At 66.3% G+C, this 21627-nt stretch carries 21 protein-coding genes; 3 read left to right on the forward strand and 18 right to left on the reverse strand.

What is annotated here, in order from left to right:
* Nucleotides 1–27: 27 nt before the first annotated feature.
* From EC845_RS15915 to hemN, 4 genes are all read right to left on the reverse strand, one after another.
* Nucleotides 28–1047, reverse strand: a complete 1020-nt coding sequence (locus tag EC845_RS15915; protein WP_123299209.1) for a CobD/CbiB family protein — start codon at nt 1045–1047, stop codon at nt 28–30.
* A gap of 39 nt (nt 1048–1086) precedes the next feature.
* On the reverse strand, nt 1087–1863 hold the full coding sequence (locus EC845_RS15920) for a CoA pyrophosphatase (protein ID WP_123299099.1): 777 nt from the start codon (nt 1861–1863) through the stop codon (nt 1087–1089).
* Nucleotides 1864–2059: 196 nt separating this feature from the next.
* Complete coding sequence (gene rplS, locus EC845_RS15925) at nt 2060–2449, reverse strand: 50S ribosomal protein L19 (protein WP_123299100.1); 390 nt, start codon at nt 2447–2449, stop codon at nt 2060–2062.
* Between the two features lie 224 nt (nt 2450–2673).
* A complete protein-coding gene (gene hemN, locus EC845_RS15930) occupies nt 2674–4116 on the reverse strand; it encodes an oxygen-independent coproporphyrinogen III oxidase (RefSeq protein WP_123299210.1) in 1443 nt (480 codons plus the stop codon).
* A gap of 326 nt (nt 4117–4442) precedes the next feature.
* Here hemN and fnr point away from each other — a divergent pair, with 326 nt between their 5' ends.
* A complete protein-coding gene (gene fnr, locus EC845_RS15935; protein WP_123299101.1) occupies nt 4443–5162 on the forward strand; it encodes a fumarate/nitrate reduction transcriptional regulator Fnr in 720 nt (239 codons plus the stop codon).
* A gap of 45 nt (nt 5163–5207) precedes the next feature.
* Here the strand turns inward: fnr and trmD are convergent, their stop codons facing one another.
* Genes trmD through rpsP form a run of 3 tightly spaced genes read right to left on the reverse strand, consistent with a single transcriptional unit; the run spans nt 5208 to nt 6882 of the window.
* The gene (trmD, locus tag EC845_RS15940; RefSeq protein ID WP_123299102.1) at nt 5208–5984 is read right to left on the reverse strand and encodes a tRNA (guanosine(37)-N1)-methyltransferase TrmD; all 777 of its coding nucleotides are present in this window, start codon (nt 5982–5984) and stop codon (nt 5208–5210) included.
* Between the two features lie 31 nt (nt 5985–6015).
* Nucleotides 6016–6588: a ribosome maturation factor RimM gene (rimM, locus tag EC845_RS15945; protein WP_123299103.1), complete on the reverse strand. Its 573-nt coding sequence runs from the start codon at nt 6586–6588 to the stop codon at nt 6016–6018.
* Between the two features lie 36 nt (nt 6589–6624).
* A complete protein-coding gene (gene rpsP / locus EC845_RS15950) occupies nt 6625–6882 on the reverse strand; it encodes a 30S ribosomal protein S16 (RefSeq protein ID WP_123299104.1) in 258 nt (85 codons plus the stop codon).
* Between the two features lie 141 nt (nt 6883–7023).
* Here rpsP and EC845_RS15955 point away from each other — a divergent pair, with 141 nt between their 5' ends.
* Entirely contained in the window at nt 7024–7545 is a 522-nt protein-coding gene (locus tag EC845_RS15955) for a GNAT family N-acetyltransferase (protein WP_123299105.1), read from the forward strand.
* Nucleotides 7546–7650: 105 nt separating this feature from the next.
* On the opposite strand, the gene EC845_RS15960 is transcribed toward EC845_RS15955, so the two are convergent.
* The 6 genes from EC845_RS15960 to hda all read right to left on the reverse strand — a co-directional run bounded on the left by EC845_RS15960 (nt 7651) and on the right by hda (nt 13413).
* The gene (locus EC845_RS15960; protein ID WP_123299106.1) at nt 7651–8664 is read right to left on the reverse strand and encodes an inorganic phosphate transporter; all 1014 of its coding nucleotides are present in this window, start codon (nt 8662–8664) and stop codon (nt 7651–7653) included.
* Between the two features lie 24 nt (nt 8665–8688).
* Nucleotides 8689–9336 carry a DUF47 domain-containing protein gene (locus EC845_RS15965; RefSeq protein ID WP_123299107.1) on the reverse strand — a complete coding sequence of 216 codons (648 nt, stop codon included), beginning with the start codon at nt 9334–9336 and terminating at the stop codon, nt 8689–8691.
* Nucleotides 9337–9568: 232 nt separating this feature from the next.
* Complete coding sequence (gene folK, locus EC845_RS15970; RefSeq protein ID WP_123299108.1) at nt 9569–10075, reverse strand: 2-amino-4-hydroxy-6-hydroxymethyldihydropteridine diphosphokinase; 507 nt, start codon at nt 10073–10075, stop codon at nt 9569–9571.
* A 14-nt stretch (nt 10076–10089) separates the two neighbouring features.
* Complete coding sequence (gene pcnB, locus EC845_RS15975) at nt 10090–11811, reverse strand: polynucleotide adenylyltransferase PcnB (RefSeq protein ID WP_123299109.1); 1722 nt, start codon at nt 11809–11811, stop codon at nt 10090–10092.
* Nucleotides 11812–12025: 214 nt separating this feature from the next.
* A complete protein-coding gene (locus EC845_RS15980) occupies nt 12026–12700 on the reverse strand; it encodes an HAD family phosphatase (protein ID WP_123299110.1) in 675 nt (224 codons plus the stop codon).
* 23 nt (nt 12701–12723) lie between these two features.
* Nucleotides 12724–13413, reverse strand: a complete 690-nt coding sequence (hda, locus tag EC845_RS15985; protein ID WP_123299111.1) for a DnaA regulatory inactivator Hda — start codon at nt 13411–13413, stop codon at nt 12724–12726.
* Nucleotides 13414–13677: 264 nt separating this feature from the next.
* On the opposite strand from hda, the gene EC845_RS15990 reads away from it, so the two are divergent.
* Nucleotides 13678–14787: an AIR synthase-related protein gene (locus EC845_RS15990; RefSeq protein ID WP_123299112.1), complete on the forward strand. Its 1110-nt coding sequence runs from the start codon at nt 13678–13680 to the stop codon at nt 14785–14787.
* Nucleotides 14788–14820: 33 nt separating this feature from the next.
* Here EC845_RS15990 and EC845_RS15995 read toward each other — a convergent pair whose 3' ends face one another.
* The 5 genes from EC845_RS15995 to ccsB form a co-directional block, all read right to left on the reverse strand.
* Entirely contained in the window at nt 14821–15498 is a 678-nt protein-coding gene (locus tag EC845_RS15995) for a Fe2+-dependent dioxygenase (protein ID WP_123299113.1), read from the reverse strand.
* A gap of 112 nt (nt 15499–15610) precedes the next feature.
* The gene (locus tag EC845_RS16000; RefSeq protein WP_123299114.1) at nt 15611–17893 is read right to left on the reverse strand and encodes a catecholate siderophore receptor Fiu; all 2283 of its coding nucleotides are present in this window, start codon (nt 17891–17893) and stop codon (nt 15611–15613) included.
* Nucleotides 17894–18393: 500 nt separating this feature from the next.
* The gene (locus EC845_RS16005; RefSeq protein ID WP_123299115.1) at nt 18394–19116 is read right to left on the reverse strand and encodes a sulfite oxidase heme-binding subunit YedZ; all 723 of its coding nucleotides are present in this window, start codon (nt 19114–19116) and stop codon (nt 18394–18396) included.
* A 115-nt stretch (nt 19117–19231) separates the two neighbouring features.
* Entirely contained in the window at nt 19232–20227 is a 996-nt protein-coding gene (gene msrP / locus EC845_RS16010) for a protein-methionine-sulfoxide reductase catalytic subunit MsrP (RefSeq protein WP_123299116.1), read from the reverse strand.
* Nucleotides 20228–20406: 179 nt separating this feature from the next.
* Nucleotides 20407–21591: a c-type cytochrome biogenesis protein CcsB gene (ccsB, locus tag EC845_RS16015; RefSeq protein ID WP_123299117.1), complete on the reverse strand. Its 1185-nt coding sequence runs from the start codon at nt 21589–21591 to the stop codon at nt 20407–20409.
* Nucleotides 21592–21627: the final 36 nt, after the last annotated feature.

Below are 21627 nucleotides of genomic sequence, written 5' to 3' on the forward strand. Positions count from 1 at the left end.
GCTGCCAGAGGGAATCGTCGTCGTGCCTCAGCCCAGCAGGCGGGCCAGGGTGAGGAGCGCCAGCAGCAGCATCCAGAGCACCACGGTTCGCCACACCAGGCCCACGACGCTGCGCAGATGGGCGATCTGCGGCGTGCGGCCGGCCGTGTCGGTGGTGTCGGGCTGGTAGAGCTCGGTGTCCTCGGCCAGATTGTCGCCGTCGATCGCCGTGCTGTCATGCACGGCATCGGCCGGGATCACCAGGCGTTGCAGAGACGCACCGCCCAGCCGGACCCCCAAGGCCCCGGCCGTGGCGGCCAGGATGACGCCGTCGTTGGGATCGGGGAAACGGCGTGCATGGCTGCGCCAGCTGTCGATGGCGTCCTCGAAGCTGCCGACGATGGCAAAGAACAGCGCAGTGATGCGGGCGGGCACGTAGTCGACCACGAACCACATGCGGCGGGCGACATCCATGAGCACCACGCTGACGGGGTGACTCAGGCGCCGGCCCTTGTAGGGCCAGTAGCGCGGCACGAGTTCGGCCATGCGGTAGAACACGGCGCCCGCCGGTCCCAACCCCAGGACGGAGAGCACGGTGTACCAGGCCAGCACGCCGAAGACATGCCGATGCGCGGCCAGCACCGAGAATTCGATGACATGCCGCACGACTTCGCTGCGCGGCAGTTCGTGGGCATCGACCTGGCGCCATTTGGCCAGGAGTTCACGCGCCGTGTCTTCGTCGCCGGACTCGAGGGCGTCGCGGATGGCCGTGAAATAGTGGCTGAACTGGCGGAAACCCAGCGTGACGTAGAGCACGGCGATATGCCAGAACACCGCGGCCCAAGCACCCAGCGTATGCCACAGCAGCCAATGCCCGCCCAGCGCGACCAGCGAGGGCACGCCCACGGCAATGAGCCAGGCGGCCCAGGCATGGGCCGGGCGGCCGGCATCGAAGTTGCGGCAGGACCACCACGCCCAGTGGCGCAAGCCGGCGTGGACCAGATTGCCGCGCGCGAGCGGGCGTGCCTGCTCGAGCAACAAGGCAAACAGGATGGCGATGAAACTCATGTCCGGATGATAGCGCCATCGCGCCGCCATGCAGCCGGTTCAGGCGGCCAGGAAGCGGTAGAGATTGCGCAGCATGCCGGCGGTCGCCCCCCAGATGAAGCGCTCGGTACCGGTTGCCGGATCGTGATACGGCATGGACAGCCATTCGCGCCGCCCCGGCGCGGCCTGGGAAAGGTCCGTCTGGACGGCCGGCTCGAGGCGGTGATGGCGGTGGCGGGCAGGGTCCATCAGGTAGGCCAGCGGTACTTCGAAGACATCGGCCACCTCGTCCGGATTGGCTTGCAGCACCGCATCGCTATCGACGAGACCGACGACCGGCGTGACGACATAGGACGTGCCTGTCACGTAGGCAGGCAGGGTCCCCAGGATCTCGACTCGGGCACGGGCCAGACCCACCTCCTCGTGGGCTTCACGCAGCGCGGCGGCAATGGCATCGGCATCTTCCGGGTCGACGCGCCCGCCCGGAAAGGCGATCTGGCCCGAATGGTGGGTGAGCTGGGCCGAACGCTCGGTCAGCAGCACGGTGAGCGGATCGCGCCGCATCAGCGGAATCAGCACGGCGGCGGCGATGGGCCCGCGCGCCAGCAGGGGCGGCTCGCGCAGGCGGTCGGGTTGCCAGACGGGCGGATGGCGAAAACGATGGCGCAGGGCCTCGGGCGTGAGACGACCGGGCATCACGGCACCCAGCCCCTCGTCGGCCGCGACGACCGGTACGGTGCGGGGATCGAAGGACGACAGCGCGGGCGCCGCAGCCGGTCGGCTGGCGGCACCGTTTGCAAAAGAGAGAACGGAAGCCGGGTGGTTGGGAGTGGTCATGTCAGCGCTTTGCAGCGTACACCAATTGTTGCCATTCTTCAGAGACCGGCGCGGGCAGAAGCCGCCGGAGGCGGTGCCAGGGAGCCCTGCCCGCTCCACGGCGATCGGGCAAAAAAAAACCGCCGACCCGAAGATCGACGGTTTTTTCCAGTCACCGGCAGTCCATCCCGAAGGCGAACTGCTCTGTCCACGTGATTTACGCGGCGGTGGCTGCTGCAGCCTTGGCGCGGTTGGGCAGCTTTTCCTTGATGCGAGCCGACTTGCCGCTGCGCTCGCGCAGGTAGTACAGCTTGGCACGACGGACGTCACCACGGCGCTTGACTTCGATCTTGGCGATCAGGGGGCTGTAGGTTTGGAACGTACGTTCCACGCCTTCGCCGCTCGAGATCTTGCGCACGATGAAGTTGCTGTTCAGGCCACGGTTGCGGATCGCGATGACCACGCCTTCGTAAGCCTGCAGGCGCTTGCGGGTGCCTTCAACCACGTTGACGCTCACGATGACCGTGTCGCCAGGGGCAAAAGCGGGGATTTCCTTGTTCAGGCGAGCAATTTCTTCTTGCTCGAGAATCTGGATCAGGTTGCTCATGGTTTTCCTAAAACGATCATGCCCGCGCTGCACAAAAGGCTCTCGGTGATTGCAGGCTGAAAAGCCTGGCGCTCCCAAAAGCGGCCGGGTAGAGGATCGGAAAGCCCGCCATTATAAATCGAGCCCCGGCGCACCGGCAAGCCCTCGGCTTTTCGTCTTGCGGGAGCCTCGCCGGCCCCGCTTCGGCGACCCCGCTCCCCCGGCCGGTCCGTGACGTGTTCCCGCTAGAGAATCCGGGAGAACCGTGCGCGGCTGCGATCGGCCTGGAGATAGCGGTCGAACACCATGGCCACCGCGCGCACCACCGCCCAGCCCTGCGGCGTCACTTCCAGCCCCTGGGCACCGAGGACCAGCGAGCCCTCCTCGACGAAGGGGGCCAAGGCGTCCAGTTCGGCGGCCAGCAGACGCCGCGAGTCCACCAGATACGCGCTGTCGATGGCTTCGAAATCCACGCGGCCCTGACACATCACGGCCATGATGACGGCGCGCCGCAACAGGTCGTCGCGCGTCAGGGCCAGCCCGCGCACCACGGGCAGGCGTCCCTGGCCGAGCAGGTCGGCGTAGGCTTCCAGCGTCTTGGCATTCTGGCTGTAGGTCGCGCCCACCTTGCCGATGGCCGACACCCCCAGACCGATCAGGTCGGAATCGGGCTGGGTGCTGTAGCCCTGGAAGTTGCGGTGCAGGCGCCCCTGACGCTTGGCCACGGCCAGGCTGTCGGCCGGCAGGGCAAAGTGGTCCATGCCGATATCGACATAACCCTGTTCGGCCAACACCGCCTGGGCACGGGCCAGCATGGCCAGCTTGGCATGGGCGTCGGGCAGTTCGGCGGCCGCGATGCGGCGCTGCGGCTTGAACCGTTCGGGCAAGTGGGCATAGGCGTACAGCGCGATGCGATCGGGCGCCAACCGGCCCAGGCTGGCCAGGGTTCGTTCGAAGCTTGCCGCAGTCTGGCGCGGCAGGCCGTAGATCAGGTCGACATTGAGCGACTCGAAGCCGAGTTCGCGCGAATGGGCGACCAGATCGAAGATCTGCTCGGTGGACTGGAGCCGGTGCACGGCCTGCTGCACGTCGGGGTCGAAGTCCTGAACGCCCAGGCTCAGACGGTTGAAGCCGAGGGCACGCAGATGGCCCAGGCGACCGGCATCGACGGTGCGCGGATCGACCTCGATGGCGCACTCGGCGCCCGGCGCGAGGCTGAAATGGCGCCGCACCGTCGCCATCAAGGTCGACAACTGGTCGTCGTCGAGGAACGTGGGGCTGCCGCCGCCGAGGTGCAGTTGGCCGACGGTCTGCCCGGCCCCCATCTCGGCGGCGACGAGCGCCATCTCACGCGCCAGAAGCGCCAGGTATTCGTCGCCCCGCTCGTGGTGGCGGGTGATGATCTTGTTGCAGGCGCAGTAGTAGCACAACGAATCGCAAAAGGGGATGTGCACATAGAGCGACAGGGGCCGGGCGAGGACGGCACCGGCGGCCGCGCCGTCGTGCCGGCGTTCGCGCAGGGCCTGCGTGTAGTCGGCCCAGCCAAAGGCTTCGACAAACCGGTCGGCCGTGGGGTAGGAGGTGTAGCGGGGGCCGCTGGTGTCGTGACGGGCGATGACCGCCGCCGGCAGCAGGGCGGCGCGAACGGGCTCTGCGGCGGGGCAGCGGGGAGAAGTCTGGTTGAGCATCATCATGAGGTTTTCCTGGATGGCGGGCCGCAGTGTCCCGAGGCGCCTGCATCGCGGGCAGACGCCCGGTGCATGGCGCACCTGCCGCACGGCCCTACTGTGCAGGCGCTGAGCAACGGCTGCGTTGATGTGCGTCAACAAGCCGGACGACCGCGGCCCGCGGGCCAGTTCCGTGCATCCCGGACGCCACAGGTCGGCGTCGGCCTGCCCCGCGTGCCGCCCCCCCCAGGCGACGTCGCCGGGTACGGCATACGGACCGCTCCTACAATGAACGCAGAACGTCGTGCCCCCGCAGGCGGAAAACTCAACAAAGAACCGACACTGCCATGAAACCGGAAGCCTTCAAAGTCGCCTGCTCGAACTGCAACCTGCGCGAGCTGTGCATGCCCGTGGGCATGGACCGTGACGAAATGATCAAGCTCGACACGCTGGTGGCGGGTCGCAGACGCCTGGCCAAGGGCGACGTGCTGTTCGGCCTGGGGGCTCCCTTCCAGTCGCTCTTCGCCATCCGCACGGGCACGTTCAAGACCACGGTGTCGACCGAGAACGGCCACGAACAGGTCACCGGGTTCCAGATGGCGGGCGAAATCATGGGGCTGGACGGCATCGTGGGCGACCACCACACCTGCAATGCGGTCGCGCTCGAGGATGCCGAGGTCTGCATCATGCCCTTCGAGCACATCGAGGCCCTGTCGATGGAAGTGCCGGCCCTGCAGCGCCACGTGCACAAGGTGCTGAGCCGCGAGATCGTGCGCGAGCACGGCGTGATGCTGCTGCTGGGCAGCATGCGGGCCGAAGAGCGGCTGGCTGCGTTCATGCTCAACCTGACCCAGCGGCTGCATGCGCGGGGTTTCTCGAGCACCGAAGTCATCCTGCGCATGACACGCGAGGAAATCGGCAGCTACCTGGGCCTGAAGCTCGAGACCGTCAGCCGCACCTTCTCGAAGTTCGTGGAAGACGGCCTGATCGAGGTCAAGCACCGCCATGTGCGCATCGTCGATGCGGAACGCCTGGGCCAGCTCGCCACCCCGCAGCATTGCCGCTGAACGCGGCAGCGCCGGCGTGCGGCGGCCGCTGCAGGGGTCGGTCGCTCAGCGGACCGGATCGTCGCCCAGTTGGCTCAGGAATTTCTCGTCGGCACGGGCCAGACGGCCGGCCGAACGGGCCGCGTCGACCAGTTCGGGGCGCAGACGCGCCGACAGCGCCAGTTGCCGCTCCCGCCGCCAGCGCTCGATCTGGCCATGGTGGCCCGAGAGCAGGACGGGCGGTACACCCTGCCCTTGCCAGACCTCGGGGCGCGTGTAGTGCGGGCAATCGAGCAGACCGTCGATGGCCGGGTTGAAGCTGTCGAACTGGTGACTGCCGGCATCGTTGAGCACGCCGGGCTGCAGCCGCGCCACGGCATCGACCAAGGCCATGGCGGCGATCTCGCCCCCGGAGAGCACGAAGTCGCCCAGGCTGATCTGGTGGGTCACGTAGCGGTCGATGAAGCGCTGGTCGATGCCCTCGTAGCGGCCGCAGACCAGCACGGCACCGCTGCTGGACGACCACTGCGCAACGGCCGTGTGGGTGAGCACCTCGCCGGTGGGCGAGAACAGCACCACCGGGGCGCCGGCGGGACAGGCGGCCAGCGCGCGGGCCTCGAGGATGGCCTGCAGGCTGTCCTCGAGCGGCTGCGCCATCATGACCATGCCGGGACCGCCCCCGAAAGGCCGGTCGTCGACGCGGCGGTAGTTGCCTTCGGCATAGTCGCGCGGGTTCCACAGCGCCACTTCGACCAGGCCGGACTCGTAGGCGCGGCGTGTGATGCCCTGCTGCAGCAGCGGAGCAAACATGTCGGGAAACAGCGTGATGATGTCGAAGCGCATGGCGATGGCTCAGCGCGGGCCGTGCGCGCGGTCAGTAATCGGGCTGCCAGTCGACCGTGATGCGGCGGCTGGGCAAATCGACATCGTCGATGAAAGCGGAGACAAACGGAATCAGGGTCTCGACGGGCTTGGCTTCGGCGCCAGCCGGTTCGGACTCGATGACCAGCACGGTCTGCGGACCGGTGGACAGCAGTTCGCGCACGATGCCGAAACCATGGCCTTCGCGGTTGACAACCGACATGCCCATGAGATCGACCCAGTAATACTCACCTTCGGCCGCAGTCGGAAAACTGGTGCGGGGCACAAAGATGCGGGCGCCCTTGAGCGCTTCGGCGGCATTGCGGTCGGGGACGTCATGGGCGCAGGCGACCAGCGTGTCGGCATGCTCCTTGATTTCGCGCAGGCGCAGCAGGCCCGTACCCTCGAAGGTACGCGCTCCCTGGGTGGCCGGCTGGAGAAACCAGCGTCTGGCAGAAAAAAGCGCCTCGGGATCGGCGCTGTGGGGCAGGACCTTGAACCAGCCCTTGATGCCCCAGGCGTCGGCGATGCGCCCGACCTCGATGGCATCCACCGGCAATTCGGTGGATTCGAGGCATGGCAACATCGTGACGCGAACGGTCGAAGTCAAAAGCCGGAGGGCTTAGGCGGCCACGACGGCCTTGGCGTTTTGCTTGGCCAGGCGTTCGACGGTGGGCGACACTTGGGCGCCCACGCCGCGCCAGTAGGCCAGGCGGTCTTGCGCCAGGCGCAGGGACTCTTCGGCGCCACGGGCGGACGGGTTGTAGAAGCCCAGGCGTTCGATGAACGCGCCATCGCGACGCACGCGCTTGTCGGCAACGACGATGGTGTAGAACGGGCGAGCCTTGGCGCCGCCACGGGAAAGTCGGATAACGACCATGGTGAAAATCCTTCGGGTGGGGTGGATGTCTTCCAGCGTTGAGACACGCAACATGGCCACCCGGCCAGCGACACGCTGAAAAGCCCTACATTATAGCGTGACCCCTGGCCAAGACCAGTTTTTTCTCGAGCGCCCTCTTCCATGCCCCTCATCCGCCCCAGCCGCGACGAAGATCTCGCGGCCATCACCTCGATCTACGAACACCACGTGCTGCATGGCACGGCCACTTTCGAACTCGACCCGCCCGGCGTCGCCGACATGGCGCAACGCCGTGCAGACGTGCTCGGCAAGGGGCTGCCCTACCTGGTGTGCACCGAGGGCGACCGGATCCTCGGTTATGCCTATGCGAACTGGTTCAAGCCCCGTCCGGCCTACCGCTACATGGCCGAACACTCGATCTACCTGGCGCAGGACACGGTACGGCGCGGCATCGGACGGCTGCTGCTGACCGAACTCATCACCCAGTGCGAGCAACGCGGCATCCGCAAGATGGTGGCCGTCATCGGCGGCACCGACAACCTGGCCTCCATCCACCTGCACCGTGCGCTGGGCTTCCAGGACTGCGGCCTGATCCGCCATTCGGGCTGGAAATTCGAGCGCTGGCTCGACACCGTGCTGATGGACCGGGTGCTGGGCGCCGGCGGCACCACGCGCCCGGACTGAACGCAGGCCGAAAACGGAAACGCCCCGCACCGGTCTTCGAAGAAAGACAGGCGCGGGGCGTTTCCAGGCGGCGTGGCCGCTCGCGCGGCCCGCCGCGCGAGGTGCTCAGGCGAACAGTTGCAGGCTGACCCAGTAGGAGATGGCGGCCACGAAGGCCGCAGCCGGAATGGTCAGGATCCAGGCCCAGACGATGTTGCCGGCGACGCCCCAACGCACGGCCGAAGCACGTTGCGTGGATCCGACACCCACGATGGCCCCGGTGATGGTGTGGGTCGTCGAGACCGGAATGCCCAGCGCGGTGGCGAAGAACAAGGTCATCGCTCCGCCGCTTTCGGCGCAGAAACCGCCGACGGGCTTGAGCTTGGTGATCTTCTGCCCCATGGTCTTGACGATGCGCCAGCCTCCGAACATGGTGCCGGCGGCGATGGCGGAGTAGCAGATCACGATGACCCAGAGCGGCGGCTCGGCCGCGGTGGCCGCGACGTGGCCCGAGGCGATCAGCAGCATCCAGATGATGCCGATGGTCTTCTGTGCATCGTTGCCGCCGTGGCCCAGGCTGTAGGCACCGGCCGAGACCAGTTGCAGCCGGCGGAACCACTTGTCGACCGATCCGGGCGTGGTGCGCCGGAAGATCCAGGCCACGATCACCATCATCAGCGAGCCCAGCAGGTAACCCAGCAGGGGCGAGACGAAGATGAACAACACGGTCTTGAGGATGCCGCCCGCGATCAGCGCGCTGACGCCGGCCTTGGCGATGGTGGCCCCCACGATGCCGCCGATCAGCGCATGCGAGCTGCTGCTGGGGATGCCGTAGTACCACGTGATGAAGTTCCACACCACGGCGCCGACGAGTGCGCCGAACACGATGTGGTGATCGATCACCCCGGGATCGACGATCCCCTTGCCGATCATCGCCGCCACACTGAGGTGGAAGACGAAGATGGCGATGAAGTTGAAGAAAGCCGCGAACAGCACGGCGTGCTGCGGCTTGAGCACCCCCGTGGAGACCACGGTGGCGATGGAGTTGGCGGCATCATGAAACCCGTTCATGAAGTCGAAGATGATGGCGATGGCCACCAGCATGACGACCACCCAGAGGCTGATTTCTACAGCAGACATGGCGCGTGAGTCCTTGAGTGGCGCTTACGCGTTTTCCAGCACGATGCCTTCGATGACGTTGGCCACGTCCTCGCAGCTGTCCGAGACGGATTCGAGCAGTTCGTAGATGGCCTTGAGCTTGATGAGCTCGCGCACGTCCTTTTCCTCGCGGAACAGGCGGCTCATGGCGTTGCGCATGATGCGGTCGGCATCGGATTCGATGATGTCGATTTCCTCGCAGGTCTTGAGCGCGGCCTGCGACGTTGCGGAATCGCTGATCTTGCCCAGCAGGGACACCACGTGGCGCACGCGGCCGCAGCACTTGAGGTTGAGATCGCTCAGGCGCTTGATGTCGTCCGTCATGCTGCGCACGTCGTAGAGCGAGAGCGTTTCGGCGGCGTCCTGGATCAGGTCGGCGACGTCGTCCATGGTGTTGATGAGCGCATGGATCTGCTCGCGGTCGATCGGGGTGATGAAGGTCTGGTGCAGCAGGCGGTTGACCTCGTGCGTGACGCGGTCGGCGGCATGCTCGGCATCGTCGATGGCCTTGGCCGCACGTTCGCGGTCGTTTTCGTCGCCGTATCCGGCGACCAGTTGTTCAAACGCCTCGGCGGCGGCGACCAGATGGTTCGCGTGCTGGTTGAACAGTTCGAAGAAATTGCCTTCGCGCGGCAACAGTTTGCCAAACAACATGAGGGGGCTCCTATGGCGGCGTATGCGGGGCTGGACGGACACACCAGCCCCTACATCCGCTCTATGACTTTTTGATGACAGGCGCGAGTGTAAGCCTGACGCGTTTGAAGCCGCAAAAAGGACTCCGGGTGAACCCGGAGTGCACAAGCCAGTTGCCAAGGAGCCTGCAGTTGTGCTTGGCTGAGCCGGCACGGCCATTCGGCGGCCAGGCAAGCCCGTCGCCGCGCGAGCCTCAGGGCGGCGGCAAACCGTCGGATCGGTGCGGCAGCGGCAGACGTTCGATGGGCTGATCGGCCACGGCCAGGAGCTGCTCGGGGCGCACCAGACCGGGCGACAGCTCGGCCAGCGGCACCAGCACGAAGGCGCGCTGCGCCATGCGCGGATGCGGCACGGTCAGGTGGGGCGAAACGATGCACGCGCTGCCATAGAGCAGCACGTCGAGGTCCAGTGTGCGCGGCGCGTTGCGGTAGGGCCGCTGCCGGCCCGCAGCCTGTTCCAGGGCCTGCAGAAGCGCCAGCAAGGCCATGGCATCGAGCGTGGTGTCGATGTGGGCGACGGCGTTGACGTAATCGGGTCCGACGCAGTCGACCGGTGCCGTGCGATAGAAAGACGATGCGCGCACGCGGTCGACGCCGGCACAGGCGGCCAGCGCGTGGAGCGCCTCGCTCAGGGTGTCGGCGGCATCGCCCAGGTTGGCGCCCAGGGCGATGTAAGCCCGCACGGGCTGACGCGAGGCCATGTCCCGAAGTCTCCTCAGACGCCTTCGTGACTGGGGGCAGCCGGTGCGGGAGCCGGGGATTGGGACGGCTCGCCGCCCTCGGACACCCGTTTGGCGGCGGGCTTGCGGCGGCGGCGGCGTTTCTTGGGCGCGGCCGCATCGCCTTCGGTGATCCCGAAAGCCGCATCCTTGCCGATCAGCGGGCCGTCGTCGACGCCGTCGTCATCCCAGGCACCGGCCTCGGCATCGAGGTCCTGCTCGGCAGGCACCAGCGCGCCCTGGGTGGCCGAGGTCGCGCCCGGCGCCACGGTGTAGGTCTTGCTGGGGCCCTTGGCGCGACGCGGCTTGGCGGCGTTCTTGGCCGGTTGTTGCTGCGACTGGCGCACGCCCTGGATCATGTCCTCGCGGCGATCGTCGGAGGCCAGGCTGAATTCTTCCCACCAGTTGGCCAGTTCGGCCGGGATCTCTCCGGTGTGACCCCGCAGGCGCAGGAAGTCGAAGCCCGCGCGGAACCGCGGTTGCTGCACCAGCGAAAACGGGGCGTTCCCGGTGCGGCGATCGAAGCGCGGCTGCATGAGCCAGATTTCGCGCATGTCGGTGCCCAGCTTGCCACGGCCCGAGACATCGCCGATGCGTGAATCGAATGCATCGTCGATGGCATCCTGCAAGGCGGGAAACGACGGTTGCCGCTGAGCCTGCCGGCGCGCCCAGCCGTCGCGCACGTCGGCCCACAGCACACAGGCCAGCAGGAAACTGGGTGCCACGGGCTTGCCCTCGCCGACGCGACGGTCGGTGTCGGCCAGCGCGGCCTGCACGAAGGGCTGGGCAGCACGCTCCACCACCACGTCGAGCAGGGGGTAGATGCCACGGGCCATGCCCAGGTTCTGCAACTGCTCGACGCTGGCCAGCGCGTGGCCGGTCTGCAACAGCTTGAGCATTTCATCGAACAGGCGGGACTGCGGCACGTCGGCCAGCAGCGCCTTCATGGCCGGCAGGGGCTCGAGCGTCTTGCGCTCGAAGGTGAAACCCAGCTTGGCCAGCTTGGCGGCAAAGCGGATGGCGCGGATGATGCGCACCGGATCTTCGCGGTAGCGGGTGGCCGGATCGCCGATCATGCGGATCAGGCGCTTGCGCGCGTCCTCGATGCCGCCGTGGTAGTCGACCACGACTTGCGTCTCGGGGTCGTAGTACATGGCATTGATGGTGAAGTCGCGACGTGCCGCGTCTTCCTGCTGGCTGCCCCAGACGTTGTCGCGCAGCACGCGCCCGCTGGCATCGACCGCATGCTGCATGTTGGCCAGCGCGGCCTTGGAGGTCTTCTCGTTGCCGCTGACCTGCTCGGCCGCCGTGTTGTCCAGGAAGGCTCGGAAGGTCGTGACTTCGATGACTTCGCTCAGGCCGCGGTCTTGCCGGCCGCGTCCGAAGACGACGTGCACGATGCGGAAACGCCGGCCGATGATGAAGGCCCGGCGCGAACAGGCCTTGACCTGCTCGGGCGTGGCGTTGGTGGCGACGTCGAAATCCTTGGGCCGCAGGCCCAGCAGCAAGTCGCGCACGGCACCGCCCACGATGTAGGCCTCGTAGCCGGCGGCCTTGAGGTCGCGCACCACGCGCACGGCTCGCTCGTCGACCAGGCTGGCATCGATGCCGTGCTCGGCCGGGCCGACTTCACGGCGCTTGCCGAAACGCGTATCGACGGCGGGACGCCCGGCTTGGGCATCCTTGCCCAGGATGCGATTGAGGAATTTTTTGATCATGCTGATCCAGGAAAGGCTAAAAAAAGCCTGGCCAGCGGGTCCGTCACACAGCCATCGGCCCGCATCCCGGCGGCACGGAGCGAGCGTGCGCAGGGATGTTCGAGACGTAGGACTTCAGACCATTTTTCGTGCGCAGTGAGAAAAAACCGGGACCCATCTATACAAAAAAGTGAGTCATTCGAGCTTTTTTTCGCTGCGCACCAAAAGCACTGGTTCAGGCAAACAAGTCCCGTATTGTCCACCCTCTGGCCAAAGCCAGTGCACGCAGGCGGTCATCGGGGTTGGTGGCGACCGGTTCGTGCACACGTTCGAGCAGTGCCAGGTCGTTGAGGGAATCCGAATAGAACACGCTGTGCTCGACCGATTCCCAGCTCAGGTTCTGCTGGGCCAGCCACTCCTGCACGCGGGCGATCTTGCCCTCGCGGAACGAGGGCACACCCTCGATCTCGCCGCTGATCCAGTCGTCCGCACCCGGGCCCCGGGCCAGGCGGATGCCGATGAGTTCGTCCACGCCCAGGGCGGTGGCGATGGGGCGTGTCACGAACTCGTTGGTGGCGGTGACGATGACGACGCGGTCGCCCGCATCCTGGTGGTGCCGGAGCAGTTCGCGGGCCTGCGGCAGCAGTGCCGGCTCGATGACGTCGCGCATGAAGCCTTCGCGGGCGGCTTCGGCGGCTTGCCGGCCACGCTCGCGGACGGCCTCGGTGGCAAAACGCACGTAGGCATGGATGTCGAGCGTGCCGTCCTTGTACTGCTGATAAAAATCGTTGTTGCGTGCAGCAAACACTTCCGCATCGCGCCAGCCGATCCGAACCGTGTATTGCCCCCACGCATGGTCGGAATCGAGCGGAATCAGCGTGTGGTCGAGATCGAAAAGGGCGAGGCGCATGGCGGGTTCAGGCAGGGTAGGACTCAAGTCGAGGACAGCATCGACTTGATGAGCGGAATGGTGATGGCGCGTTTCTCGACCAGCGAATAGCCGTCGAGATGGTCGAGAAACTGGGACAGCGAGCCCAGGTCGCGCGAAAAGCGGGTGAGCATGAAGTCGACCACGTCTTCGGTCAGCACGATGCCGCGGGCGCCCGCCTCCTGGCGCAGCACGGTGCGCCGTTCGGCTTCGCTGAGCACGTGGAGCTGGAAGATGTGCCCCCAGCCCAGCCGGGTGCGCAGGTCTTCGCGCACCTTGGACTTGAGATCGGCAGGCGGCAGGCGGCCCGAGGCCAGTACCCAGCAATGGTAGGTCTGGGCGTTGATGAACCAGTTGAAAGCGGTCTGCTGCTGCTCGGGGGTGTAGAGATGGGTGTCGTCGAGCAGCACCACGCGCCAGCGTTCGTCGTAGATGGGGATGTCGACGGTGTCGGCATCGAGCCAGCCCACGCCCACCGGGCTGCCCATCTGTTCCTGGATGGCCACGCGCACGGCCTTGAGCAGATGGGTCTTGCCGCTGGCCTCCTCGCCCCACAGGTAGGTGGGAACGGGCAAGCGCAGCATGTTGCCGGTGGCGCGGCGCAAGTGGTCCAGGGCCTCGGTGTTGGGGCCGGCAAAGAAGTTGTCGAGGGTCGGCACCGGATGCAGGCCGATGTCGAGCGCCAGTTGCCGCATGCCGGGCAACGAGGGGGGGAACGGCGAGTTCGTCATGCGCTCAGCCGGCCACGGCCGGCCCAGGCGCCCGCGCAGGCCCCGGCCTCTGCGGACACACGTGCGTTGATGGTCGGAACACGGTTGGAAAACATCAGGGCAGGAAAACAACAGGCCAGGAACAAGCCGGGGCGATCGGTCCTCCAGGACCACTCCACTAGAATCCGGGCATTCTATCGGGCGCGCGCCGTCCGTTTTTCCTGTTTAGCGATCTCCCAGAGCCTTTTGATGACAACGACTCCCCTTGACTACACCGCCGCCGGCGTGGACTACAGCAAGATCGACCCGCTCAAACTGCTGGCCCAGAAGGCGGCCCGCGACACTTCGGGCAATCTGGCGCACCACCAGGTCTCCGAGATCGCAGCCACCCGCGGCGAATCGGCCTATGTGATGGACATCGGCGGCACGCTGATCGCATCGATCACCGAATGCCTGGGAACCAAGGCCCTGCTGGCCGATGCGGTGCGTCCCCTGACCGGCAAGACCCACTACGACAGCATCGCCCAGGACACCATCGCCATGGCGGTCAACGACCTGATCACGGTCGGCGCCACGCCGCTGTCCGTGCACGCCTACTGGTCTGCCGGCGGCAGCGAATGGTTCGACGATGCCGACCGCATGCACGATCTGGTGCAAGGCTGGCAACGGGCCTGCGACACGTGCAAGGTGAGCTGGGGCGGCGGCGAGACGCCGGCGCTGGCAGGCGTGGTGGAAGCCGGCCGCATCGACCTGGCCGCTTCGTCCGTGGGCGTGATCCCCTCGCGCGACCGGCTGACGCTGGGCGACAAGCTGCAGGCAGGCGACGCCATCGTGCTGCTGGCCTCGAGCGGCATCCACGCCAACGGCGTGAGCCTGGCGCGCAAGCTGGTGGAGCGCCTGCCCCAGGGCTATGCCACACCGATCGGCGACGGCCGCCTCTACGGCGAAGCCCTGCTCGACCCGACCATCCTGTACGTGCCCGTGACCGAGGCCCTGTTTGCCGCCGGCATCGTGCCGCACTACTGTGCCAACATCACCGGCCACGGCTGGCGCAAGATCATGCGCCATCCGGCCGCCCTCACCTACCGTTTCCACACGGTGCCGCCGGTGCCGCCGGTGCTGGCGTTCGTTCAGCAGCACGCCGCCATCGACGATGTCGAAGCCTACGGCAGCCTCAACATGGGCGCCGGCTTTGCGCTGTTCGTGGCGGCCGAGCAGGCCGAGCAAGTGGCGGCCATCGCCCGGCAGGCCGGTGTCGAGGCCTGGGTGGCGGGCACGGTCGAGAGCGGCCCCAAGCAGGTCGTGATCGAGCCGCTGGGCGTGACCTACAGCGAAGGCGACCTGCACCTGCGCGCCTGAGTCCGGCCGCGCACCGGGCATGCCCGGCTTGGGTCAGGCGTCTGCCCACATGCGCAGCAGGTTGTGATAGTGATTGGCCAGGGCCAGCGTCTCGGCGTCTTCGCCGCGGGCACGCAGGCGCATGATGACCTGGTCGAGTTCGTACAGCGTGGCGCGGCGTGCGTCGTCGCGCACCAGGCTCTGGATCCAGAAGAAGGAGCAGATCCGCGCACCCCGGGTCACCGGCGTGACGCGATGCAGGCTGCTCGACGGATACAGGATCATGTCGCCGGCCGGCAGCTTGACCTCGTGCTCGCCGTAGGTGTCGCTGACGATGAGTTCACCGCCCTCGTATTCCTCGGGCTCGCACAGGAACAGCGTGGCCGACAGGTCGGTGCGCAGGTAGTCGGCGGCACCGGGCATCTGGCGCACGGCGCCGTCGACATGAAAGCCGTATTCGCCGCCGCCGCGATAGCAGTTGAAGAGCGGCGGCACGGTGCGACGCGGCAGTGCCGCGGAAAAGTACCGTGGATGGCGCGACAGTGCCGCCAGCACCCCCTCCCCCAGTTGCCGCGCCAGCGGCGAGTGTTCGGGCAGTTGCTCGTTGCGTTTGACGCGCGCGCCCTGCGGGCCGACCGTCGCGCGGCCGTCCGTCCAGTCGGCGGCATCGAGCTGCGCCCGCATCGCGGCGACCTGCTCGGGCGGCAGGACCTGTTCGAGATGCAGCATCATGATGGGGTCATCCTTTCACCTGCGAAAAAAACCAGCCGGCCCGGCACCCGAAGGTGCCGGATGCCAACTGGCTCCGGGACATCGCCTCGCGTGAAGCCTCAGGCCTCAGGCCTTAGAAGCTGACATTGGCCACCAGGCGGTACGAACGCTCGACGCCCGGCAGGTAACGGTAACCGCTCTTGTTGATCGCGGCCACGTAGTCCTTGTCGAACAGGTTGTACACGTTGAACTGCAGGTTGACGTTCTTGCTGACCTTGTAACCCGCCATGGCATCGAAGACCCAGTAGGACTCGGTGTAGCTCGGGGTGCCGATGGCGCCGTCGGTGCCGCGCTTGAGGCCGCCCGAGTAACGGGCACCGCCGCCCAGCGTCAGGTTGTAAGGCAACTGGTAGGTCGACCACAACGTGGCAGCCGTCTTGGGGGTGTAGGTCAGCTCGCTGCCACCGTCGGCCGCCAGGCTCGCGCCTTTTTCGACCTTGGCATTCTGCACCGTGAAGCCTGCGCTGACGGACCAGGCCGGCGTGATCTGGCCGACGGCGCCGAGCTCCAGGCCCTGTACGCGCTTCTTGCCGTCCTGACTGATACCGCCGCCGTTGGCGGTGTCGTTGACCACTTCGTTTTCGATCTCGGTGCGGAACAGCGCGGCGCTCAGCAGCAGCTTCTTGTCCATCAGCTCCCACTTCGTGCCCAGTTCGGTGCTCTTGGCCTTCTGCGGATTGAAATCGGTGCGGTTGGCGCTGGTGCCCGAGCCGGCAGCGGCCAGCTGGAAGTTGTTGCCGCCCGGGGGCTGTTGCGACAGGGCGTAGTTGACGTACACGCTGCCGTTGGGCAGGGGCTTGTAAAGCACGCCGACCTTGTAGTTCAGCAGGTTGTCGGACTTCTTGAGGAACGTGGGCGCCGTGGTCGCGCCGGTGGCCGGGAAGCTGTCGTACTCGGTACGGTAGTGCTCGTAGCGCAAGCCGGCATTGAGCTGCCATTGCGAGTTCAGGTGCAGCGTGTCGAAGGCATAGATGGCATAGGTGGTGGTCTGCCCTTCGTTGTAGGCGCCGGAACGATCGTAGGGCGCGATGGTGACGCTGCTGTCGGGGTTGTAGACGTTGGCTTCGGGCGCGTTCAGGGTGGCGAACAACCAGTTGGTCTGCTTTTCACGGGTGAGCTCGACGCCCGTGCTCAGGTCATGGCGCAGGCCTGCGGTTTCGAGCCGTGTCGTGAAGTTGGTCTGGTTGGTCAGGATCTCGTTGCGCACGTCCTTCGTGTTGAGCAGGCGGCGGATGCGCCAGGTCGACGGATCGCTGCCGGCCGGCGCGATGAAGAAGGCGCTGCTGGCAAAAGGTGCCGTCAGCAGATAGTCCTGCTTGCTGCGGCCCCAGCGGGTGGTGTTGCGCACCGTGGTGTCGGCCGAGAAATCGTGCTCCAGGCGCAGCGTGGCCATGTCCGCCGTCACATCGTCGCGATCCGAGGCCGTGCCGTAGTAGTTCTTGCTGTTGACCGCAGGCGCCGTGCCCAGGTAGGGGCGGGCCGGATCGGGTGAGGTGTAGCCGGGCAGGCCGAGGGTGAAGACACCGCCGTCGGGCGTGTTCTTCTGCTTCACATGCAGCAGGTCGATGAAGGCACGGTTGTCGGTGCCCAGTCCCAAAGCCAGCGAGGGGGCGATGCCCCAGCGGTCGTTCTTGACATGGTCGCGTCCGGGCACGCCGGCGTCCTGCACCATGGCGTTCAGGCGGAAAGCGGCGCCGTCGAAGCCTTCGAGCTTCTTGTTCCAGTCCACGGTCGAACGTTTGTAGCTGCCGCTGCCCAGGCCCAGGCTGGCATCGAAGCTGTCGTCCAGCCGGGGTTGTTTGGTCACCATGTTGATCGAACCGGTGGGCGCGCTGCGGCCGAAATCGCTGCCCGACGGGCCCTTGATCACATCGATCTGTTCGGTATTGAAGACATCGCGGGAGATCGAACCGAGATCGCGCACACCGTCCACGAAGATGCTGCTGGAACTGTCGAAACCGCGCATGTAGACGGCATCGCCGGTGTTCGAGTTGCCGTTTTCACCGACGAAGAACGTGCTGACGCCGGGCACGTTGCGCAGCGCTTCGGTCAGGGTGGTGGCGCCCTGCTCGCGCATGATCTGTTCCTTGATGACCGAAATCGACTGGGTGGTGTCGACCAGGGGCTGGGTGAACTTGGGCGAACCGGCGCTGTCGGCCTTGTAGTCGCTCGAGGCTTCACCCCGCACATTGACCTGGGGCAGCGTGGGCGCAGCGCCCGAGGTGCTGGTCTGTGCGTGCAGCGGCAGCGTCAGGGCCAATCCCGTGAGGACGGTGGCTGCCTTGGCCGTGGCCAAGGTCTGTGCGACGGGGTTGCTGCGCGCAATGGGATGTTTGCGATTTTTGATGTACGCCATGCGATGCTCCAGGAGCCTGTTGATGAAAACGGGTGTCGTCGCTGGCTGGAAGCGGACACAACAGGCACGGCAAGGCGCACGCGTACACCGGTCCTCGAGGGAAACCGGAGGCGAACGTCGGGATGACAGCTTGTAGTTGTGATGAATCTGGCTGGCTTTTCGAGAATGAGGACGAACCTCAATCTCTTTCGTTAATGATAATGACTACCAAAACGGAGATTCATAAAAATTTACAAAACACGTGGAGCCGCCGGTTTTCCGATGCAAAAAACCAACATCCCCCATCGCGGCGGACCCTCGGCATCCATGAGGCATGGCGCACGTCGGGCCGACCTTGCCCAACCCGGCAGGAGGCGGCCTCACGCCGGCAGACGGCAGATGTCTGCCACTTTTTCAGGCACGGAAACGATTTCCTTTTGAAATCAAAGACATGCGTCGGCCATACGGGGCTTGCCCCAAGTTGTCCACAACCTTGTCCAGCCAGGACGGGGACAATTCACTCAAGCACGGCCGCGCAATGCCCGAACGGCACGCCAACCCAGCAGCAGCGCGATGATGGCGCCATAGAGGGCGACCTCGTTGAAGTCGTTCTTGCCGGCGCGCATCCAGAAAAAATGCAGCAGGCCCAACAAGGCGATGGCATAGACGAGCCGATGCAACCCCTGCCAGCGGCGGCCGCCCAGCCAGCGTATGGCGCGGTTGAACGAGGTGGCGGCGAGCAGGCTCAGCCCCACCACGGCCGCGAACCCCACCAGGATGAAGGGGCGCTGCACGATGTCGGAGACGATGAAACCGAGATCGAGCCCGCCGTCGAGCCAGGCATAGGCCGACAGGTGAAGCACCGCATAGAAAAAAGTGAAGAGGCCCACCATGCGGCGGAACCTCGCCAGTTCGGGGGTCTTGCCGGTCACCCGCAACGGGGTGATGGCCAGGCCGATGCAGATGAAACGCAAGGTCCAGTCGCCCGTGCCGCGGATCAGGGCTTCCGCCGGATTGGCCCCGAGGTTCTGGGTCAGGGCGCCGAGCAGCAGTTGAGCGAACGGAATCAGGCACAACGCGAACAGCAGCGGCTTGGCAGCGGGATGCTTGAGCCGGGATCGCCAGCCGCCTCGCGCGGGCGCACGGGAACCGGCCGCTGCGCCTCGGTCGTCATGACCGGCAACGGGACTGCGAACGCCGCCCGGCCGGTCCGAGGGCGGCGAGGCGGGTGTGGAAGAAGGCATGTATCGTCTCCTGCTGATACGCGAAGGGAGCACCGGGCGGGGCAGCCGGTCCGCTGGCAATGCAGCCCGGCCCGCAAGCGCACGCCGCACGCCGCAGGCCGCCTGCGTCCGGCGCTCAGTAGTTCTTGCGCAGATCCATGCCGGCGTAGAGCTGGCTCACCTGGTCTGCATAGCCGTTGAACAGCAGAGTGGGACGGCGCCGCGCGAACAGCCCGTCCTCGCCGATCCGGCGTTCGGTGGCCTGGCTCCAGCGCGGATGAGGCACTTCGGGATTCACGTTGGAATAGAAACCGTATTCGTTGGCCGCGGCCTTGTTCCAGGCGGTGCCGGGCTGCTGCTCGGTGAAGCGCAGGGTCACGATGCTCTTGGCGCTCTTGAAGCCGTATTTCCACGGCACGACCAGGCGCACGGGCGCCCCGTTCTGATTGGGCAGGACTTCGCCGTACATACCGAACGTCAGCAGAGTCAGGGGATGCATGGCTTCATCCATGCGCAGGCCTTCGGCATAGGGCCACTGCAACACCCGCGAGCGGATGTAAGGCATGGTCTTGGGATCGGCCAGGGTCAGGAACTCGATGTACTTGGCGCTGCCCTGCGGTTCGACCTTGCGGATGAGCGCGGACAAGGAGTAGCCCACCCAGGGAATGACCATGGACCAGCCTTCGACGCAACGCAGGCGGTAGATGCGCTCTTCCATCGGGCTGAGCTTGAGCAGGTCTTCGAGCGCGTATTCGCCGGGCTTGTTGACCAGCCCTTCGACCTTGACCTTCCAGGGACTGGTCACCAGGGTATGCGCATTGACCGCCGGATCGCTCTTGTCGGTGCCGAATTCGTAGAAGTTGTTGTAGGTGGTGGCGTCCTTGTAGGCCGTGGGCTTGTCCATGGCCAGCGCACCGGGTACCGCCGACCGCGCCCCCTTGAGCGGCGCCAGCCCGGCGGTCTCGGCGGCCATCGCCTCGCGGCCGGCCCAGCTGGCCATGGCCACGCCGGCAGCCCCGGTGGCCATCCAGGCCAGCCACTGGCGCCGGCTTTCGTAGACGGCCTGCGGCGTGACATCGGCTTCTTTTTCACGCACGGGCACCAGAGGCGAGGAACCGGGACGGATGATCATGGCGGGGGACTCCTGGAATCGGATGAGGATCGGATCACCGAAAGACCGCAAGGCAGCGCTGCGACCGCGCGGGCATGGTTTCAGTTACGGATCCCGATGGCATTCAGATGCATTCTGCGCGCCGGAATTCCGTTGTCCAGCCAAAAGATGCCTGCCCGGGTGTCAGGCATTCTCTCGCCCTAGAGTTCGCCGTAGCTGTGCAGCCCGCTCAGGAACAGGTTCACGCCGATGAAAGCAAAGGTGGTGACGGCCAGGCCCACCAGCGCCCACCAGGCGGCGAACGTGCCGCGCAGGCCCTTGACCAGGCGCATGTGCAGCCAGGCGGCGTAGTTGAGCCAGACGATGAGGGCCCAGGTCTCCTTGGGGTCCCAGCTCCAGTAGCCGCCCCAGGCTTCGGCGGCCCACAGCGCACCCAGGATGGTGGCCACGGTGAAAAACGCAAAGCCGAGCGAAATCGCCTTGTACATCACCTCGTCGAGCACCGACGATGGCGGCAAGGCACGCGCCAGCGCACTGGCGGGCCAGCGCTGGCTGAGCAGGTAGGCCAGCGCCACCATGGCCGCCAGCGCAAAGGTGCCGTAACCCACGAAGTTCGCGGGCACATGCAGCTTCATCCACCAGCTGTCGAGCGCCGGCACCAGGGGCTGGATCTCGTAGGCCTGGCGCGCCACCGCATACCAGAGCAGAAAAGCCACGGCCGCGCACACGATCAGCATCACAAAAGCGCCCAGCGCACGCACGGCATGGTGTCGTGCCCCGTAGTAGAGCTGCATCAGCGTGGTCACCCACGCGAACAGCACAAACACTTCATACAGATTGCTCACCGGAATGTGACCGATGTCGGGGCCGAGCAGATGGCTTTCATACCAACGCACCAGGGTGCCCGTCAGCGCCATGAGCACCCCGCCCCAGGCCAGCGAGACCGCCGTGGACTGCGCCGCGCCGCCGCGCATGAACAGGGCCAGCCAATAGCAGACCGTGCTCAGGCCGAACAGCAGCGCCATCCACAGAATGGCCGACTGGCTGGACAGCGCCAGCCGCAGCCAGGCCACCTGCTCGCCGCGTGCCAGATCGCCCTGATACAAGGCGATGGCACTCAGCGCCAGCAGGCCGGCCACGGCCGTCAACGCCTGCAGCGGGCGCCAGTGCCTGGCGAGCGCCACCAGCGCAGGCACGGTGCCCAGCAGGATGGCGGTTTCATAACCGTCCATGGCTGCCCCCTGACGCCACAGGGCCACCAGCGCCCCCACGGCCAGCCCGGCGGCGTACAGCCAGTCGACCGGATTGCGGTGCGACAGCCACGCCCGCCGGCCCGGCCGGGCCGCAGGCAGAGAAGACAGAGGCGAAGTGCGAGGAGTGCTCATGGGTCGGGGATCAAGTCGAAAAAGGGGCTGGCTGCG

The organism is Comamonas sp. BIGb0124, assembly GCF_003752175.1.
GTDB lineage: Bacteria > Pseudomonadota > Gammaproteobacteria > Burkholderiales > Burkholderiaceae_C > Comamonas_F.

Excerpts from the sequence above, each read along its gene's own strand:
- EC845_RS15915 (WP_123299209.1), bottom strand. The coding sequence starts at position 1,047 with ATGAGTTTCATCGCCATCCTGTTTGCCTTGTTGCTCGAGCAGGCACGC.
- EC845_RS15920 (WP_123299099.1), bottom strand. The coding sequence starts at position 1,863 with ATGACCACTCCCAACCACCCGGCTTCCGTTCTCTCTTTTGCAAACGGT.
- rplS (WP_123299100.1), bottom strand. The coding sequence starts at position 2,449 with ATGAGCAACCTGATCCAGATTCTCGAGCAAGAAGAAATTGCTCGCCTG.
- hemN (WP_123299210.1), bottom strand. The coding sequence starts at position 4,116 with ATGCTCAACCAGACTTCTCCCCGCTGCCCCGCCGCAGAGCCCGTTCGC.
- fnr (WP_123299101.1), top strand. The coding sequence starts at position 4,443 with ATGAAACCGGAAGCCTTCAAAGTCGCCTGCTCGAACTGCAACCTGCGC.
- trmD (WP_123299102.1), bottom strand. The coding sequence starts at position 5,984 with ATGCGCTTCGACATCATCACGCTGTTTCCCGACATGTTTGCTCCGCTG.
- rimM (WP_123299103.1), bottom strand. The coding sequence starts at position 6,588 with ATGTTGCCATGCCTCGAATCCACCGAATTGCCGGTGGATGCCATCGAG.
- rpsP (WP_123299104.1), bottom strand. The coding sequence starts at position 6,882 with ATGGTCGTTATCCGACTTTCCCGTGGCGGCGCCAAGGCTCGCCCGTTC.
- EC845_RS15955 (WP_123299105.1), top strand. The coding sequence starts at position 7,024 with ATGCCCCTCATCCGCCCCAGCCGCGACGAAGATCTCGCGGCCATCACC.
- EC845_RS15960 (WP_123299106.1), bottom strand. The coding sequence starts at position 8,664 with ATGTCTGCTGTAGAAATCAGCCTCTGGGTGGTCGTCATGCTGGTGGCC.
- EC845_RS15965 (WP_123299107.1), bottom strand. The coding sequence starts at position 9,336 with ATGTTGTTTGGCAAACTGTTGCCGCGCGAAGGCAATTTCTTCGAACTG.
- folK (WP_123299108.1), bottom strand. The coding sequence starts at position 10,075 with ATGGCCTCGCGTCAGCCCGTGCGGGCTTACATCGCCCTGGGCGCCAAC.
- pcnB (WP_123299109.1), bottom strand. The coding sequence starts at position 11,811 with ATGATCAAAAAATTCCTCAATCGCATCCTGGGCAAGGATGCCCAAGCC.
- EC845_RS15980 (WP_123299110.1), bottom strand. The coding sequence starts at position 12,700 with ATGCGCCTCGCCCTTTTCGATCTCGACCACACGCTGATTCCGCTCGAT.
- hda (WP_123299111.1), bottom strand. The coding sequence starts at position 13,413 with ATGCGGCAACTGGCGCTCGACATCGGCCTGCATCCGGTGCCGACCCTC.
- EC845_RS15990 (WP_123299112.1), top strand. The coding sequence starts at position 13,678 with ATGACAACGACTCCCCTTGACTACACCGCCGCCGGCGTGGACTACAGC.
- EC845_RS15995 (WP_123299113.1), bottom strand. The coding sequence starts at position 15,498 with ATGATGCTGCATCTCGAACAGGTCCTGCCGCCCGAGCAGGTCGCCGCG.
- EC845_RS16000 (WP_123299114.1), bottom strand. The coding sequence starts at position 17,893 with ATGGCGTACATCAAAAATCGCAAACATCCCATTGCGCGCAGCAACCCC.
- EC845_RS16005 (WP_123299115.1), bottom strand. The coding sequence starts at position 19,116 with ATGCCTTCTTCCACACCCGCCTCGCCGCCCTCGGACCGGCCGGGCGGC.
- msrP (WP_123299116.1), bottom strand. The coding sequence starts at position 20,227 with ATGATCATCCGTCCCGGTTCCTCGCCTCTGGTGCCCGTGCGTGAAAAA.
- ccsB (WP_123299117.1), bottom strand. The coding sequence starts at position 21,591 with ATGAGCACTCCTCGCACTTCGCCTCTGTCTTCTCTGCCTGCGGCCCGG.